The sequence below is a fragment of the Paenibacillus sp. AR247 genome (assembly GCF_002968895.1).
Taxonomy (GTDB): Bacteria; Bacillota; Bacilli; order Paenibacillales; family Paenibacillaceae; genus Paenibacillus_AQ; species Paenibacillus_AQ favisporus.
The window spans coordinates 1,816,983-1,820,320 of sequence record NZ_PCZT01000009.1 but is presented as its reverse complement, the minus strand read 5'-3'; the positions used below and the strand labels follow the sequence as shown (position 1 = coordinate 1,820,320).

The 3,338-nt window shown below is 58.8% G+C and carries 4 protein-coding genes; 2 read left to right on the top strand and 2 right to left on the bottom strand.

Features of this window, described 5'->3' with window-relative positions; all coding sequences use genetic code 11:
- A partial coding sequence (coaD, locus tag CPT76_RS16845) for a pantetheine-phosphate adenylyltransferase (protein WP_105443656.1) occupies positions 1 to 425 on the top strand: 425 nt, incomplete at its 5' end.
- On the opposite strand, the gene CPT76_RS16840 is transcribed toward coaD, so the two are convergent.
- On the bottom strand, positions 422 to 1,654 hold the full coding sequence (locus CPT76_RS16840; protein WP_105443655.1) for a nucleoside recognition domain-containing protein: 1,233 nt from the start codon (positions 1,652 to 1,654) through the stop codon (positions 422 to 424). The two genes, coaD and CPT76_RS16840, sit on opposite strands and share 4 nt — an antisense overlap.
- A 102-nt stretch (positions 1,655 to 1,756) precedes the next feature.
- Between CPT76_RS16840 and CPT76_RS16835 the strand changes: the two genes are divergently transcribed.
- Positions 1,757 to 2,797 (top strand): SepM family pheromone-processing serine protease, encoded by a 1,041-nt coding sequence (locus tag CPT76_RS16835; RefSeq protein ID WP_105444113.1) that lies wholly within the window; start codon positions 1,757 to 1,759, stop codon positions 2,795 to 2,797.
- Here CPT76_RS16835 and CPT76_RS39905 read toward each other — a convergent pair.
- Positions 2,787 to 3,338, bottom strand: a 552-nt coding sequence (locus tag CPT76_RS39905; protein ID WP_258168544.1) for a nucleotidyltransferase family protein, incomplete at its 5' end; no start/stop codon positions are given. The genes CPT76_RS16835 and CPT76_RS39905 overlap by 11 nt on opposite strands.

Here is a 3,338-nt window from a genome sequence, read left to right as displayed (position 1 = left end):
ATCTCGACATCATCCAGCGGGCAGCTAAGCAGTTTGACGTGCTGATCGTTGCTGTACTCAACAACCGGAGCAAAAACCCGCTGTTTACGGTAGAAGAGCGGATGGATTTGATCCGGCAGGTAACCGGGCATATCCCGAATATCGAAGTGGACAGCTTCCGCGACCTGACGGCCAACTATGTGCGGCAGAAGAATGCCCAGGCTATCATGCGCGGTATTCGCTCCGTCACCGATTTTGAATACGAGATGCAGATGGCGTCGACCAATCATAAGCTGAACCCGGAGGCGGAGACCGTCTTTATGATGACGAATCCGAAGTACTCCTATCTCAGCTCAAGCATCGTCAAGGAGATCGCCGCCTATCATGGAGACGTGACAGACCTGGTTCCGCCGGAAGTGGAGAAGGCGCTGCGCAGTAAATTTTAACGCCGGACCGTTTTGTCGCGACGGGGAACCACAATCAGAAGGACGATTAAGGCGCCGAGGATGAAGGCGAGCAGGAGTCCCTGCCACTTCAGCACCTGGGGCATCAGCACCCACAGATCCTCTATCGGGCCGCGGCTGCCGCTGAACGGGCCGCTCTCGGAATAAACGGGATGAATACGGCCCAACAATGCGGCGAGCGGAGCCCAGGTCAACCATGTCAGGGCAAAGGCATATGCCCCATGAAGAATCCGGGTCCAGACCATGGGCATGAGCGGAGCCCCGGTTTTGCGGATCAGGGACATGGACTGCAGCAGGGCGCTGATGCCGCTGAATCCGAGGAGAGCAGACAGAACGGACCACTGCAGCCCACCGGAAGCAAACGCGGCGGCACTGATGTCCCGGGCGCCCAAATGCACCTCGAAGAGGCTTGATAATGCGTAATCCGGAATCGGAAGCCGGGCGGTCGTCACCCGGCCGGCAATTTGGATAACAACGGAGAAAATAATGATGTAGCCGCCGATCATCATCAGCACCTGGACGGCATGTGTGACGGAGTCGCCCAGCAGCCGGCCGAAGCTGCGTCCGTCTTTGGCGCGCGCTTCCTCCGCCGCTTGAAGAACGCGGGCAGGCAGCGGAGCAGGCTTGCCCTCCAGCCGCTGCTGCCGGGGCTTGTCTGACGCAGGGGCGGCTCCTTTCGTTTTGAAGCGCCGGTGGACGGTCAGATAGGCCAGGATGCCGGCGATCCAATGAACGGCGATCAAGCCGTAGCCAAGGGCCGGATCGTGCATCAGACCGGTGGCTACGACGACGAGAATCATCACCGGGTTGCAGAAGTGGGATAAGGCCGCGAGCTTGCCCGCTTCTTCGGCCTGAAGACTGCCCTGGGCGTGAAGCTGCTGAACCGCCTGGGCACCGCCCGGAAAACCGGTCGTCAGCCCCATGGCCATGACCCATCCGCCGGTGCCGGGCAGACGGAACAGCTTCTTCATCAGCGGCTCCAGAAAAGCGCCCAGGGCGCTCACCCAGCCGTACGCGATCAGAATTTCCGACAGGACGAGAAAAGGCAAAAGCCCGGGAAACACGATTTTCCACCATAGGTTCAGACCTTGAAGGGAAGCCTGAAAAGCGGGGGCAGGGGAACTGACGATACCGGCCACGAGAGCTGCTGCGCACGCTCCCAGCATAAGTGTCATGGCTTTGGGAGAAGGACGATGCGTCGTTTTTTTCATGATTTTCACCTCTTAAGAGTAAACATAGCTAGTACCCAATCTATGCGGGGAAGACAACCATAAGACCAGGGAGCAGGGATGGGAATGAAAGATGGCAACAATATGAGACGGCCGCGCAGAAGAGAGGGCTTGCGCCTTCTGCTGTACATTTTCGTGGTGGCGGTCATGGTGTATGTGTGCGTATATATGCCGACACCATACATTATTTATCAGCCGGGCAGCGCCAACGAGGTGAAGCCGATGCTGTCGATTGCCAAAGGGGATACGGAGGAGCGCGGAACCTTCATGATGACGACGGTGGCGGCAAGTTACGCCAATATCGCCATGCTCGTCATGTCGGTGTTCAACCCGAACGATGAGGTAGCCAAGAAGCAGGCGAGACTCGGGGATATGAGCGAGGATGAGTATGCGGCGGAGCAGGTCTACATGATGAGCGACTCCCAGTCCTCCGCAATGGAGGCGGCTTACCGGGAAGCCAAGGTGCCGTTCAGCATCGTTCCTGAGTATTTGTTTGTGTTCTCGACGCCGGACGATTCGGTGAACAACCAATACTTCAAGCCCGGAGACCGCATTGAGGAAGTCAACGGCAAGCCGGTCCCAGACAATACGGCGCTCGCCGACATTCTGAAACCGATGAACGTGGGCGATGAGGTCACCGTCAAGCTGCTTCGGAGCGGCAAAACGCTGGAGCAGAAGCTGAAGCTGATTCCGATCAAGGATCAGAAAACGGGAAGCACCCGGGCCGGCCTCGGGGTGACCATAGCGACGATGCAGGCGGTCAAGACGAAGGATCCGGGCCATCAGGTCCAGTTCAAGGATACGCGGATCGGAGGGCCTTCCGCCGGCCTTATGTTCTCGATGGAAATCGTCAACCAGCTGACGCCCGGGGATCTGACCAAGGGCTACCGGGTCGCAGGCACAGGCACGATCGACAAGAACGGTACCGTCGGGGCGATCGGAGGCGTCCAGCATAAGATTGTGGCGGCGGACCGGGAGAATGCTGATATTTTCTTCGTTCCGAAGGATAACTATAACGAGGCGAAAGCCAAAGCGGATCAGATAAAAACGAAAATGAAGCTGGTTCAGGTCAGCACCCTCGAGCAGGCGATGGACTATATGAACCAGCTGCAGGCTAAATCATGACCGGCGGCTGCATATAGTCGCGGTACCAATCGTCCGGCGACGGCGCGGCGTACGCGTTCGCATATGCCGCCGCCGCCCGGAGGTCCAGGTCCAGCTGGTCATGGGAGAAGGCGGACGGCTTCATTACCACCGGTAGGGAGGCCGTCTTTTTCATTTGCTTGAGCAGAGCCTGTCCCGTCTTGTTGAATCCCAGGATCCTTAAATAGCCGGGGCCTTCCGCAAGACGCGCAGGAGCGAGCTGCTCCTTCGAGTGCCGAAGCAAAATATGCACCAGCATCCGCTGCAGCTTCGTATGGGTATAGCGCTTTGTCTTTAAGGCGGCGAGCAGGCTGGCCACATCGGCCCCTGTCAGGGCCGGCAGCAGCTTGCCCAGGCGATGCTCGAGCCCTTCCGTCACTTCGTGCAGGGCCGCGAGCTGCTCGGGAGGCGTGGTGAGCAGCAGGTGCAGAAGCGGCTGCCGGAACGATTCCCAGGTGATCGGGCCCAGTCCGGNGGCAAATTCCCGCTTCAAAATGGCGAGCGTCGTGGCCGGTACATACGG

Excerpts from the sequence above, each read along its gene's own strand:
- CPT76_RS16840 (WP_105443655.1), bottom strand. The coding sequence starts at position 1,654 with ATGAAAAAAACGACGCATCGTCCTTCTCCCAAAGCCATGACACTTATG.
- CPT76_RS16835 (WP_105444113.1), top strand. The coding sequence starts at position 1,757 with ATGAGACGGCCGCGCAGAAGAGAGGGCTTGCGCCTTCTGCTGTACATT.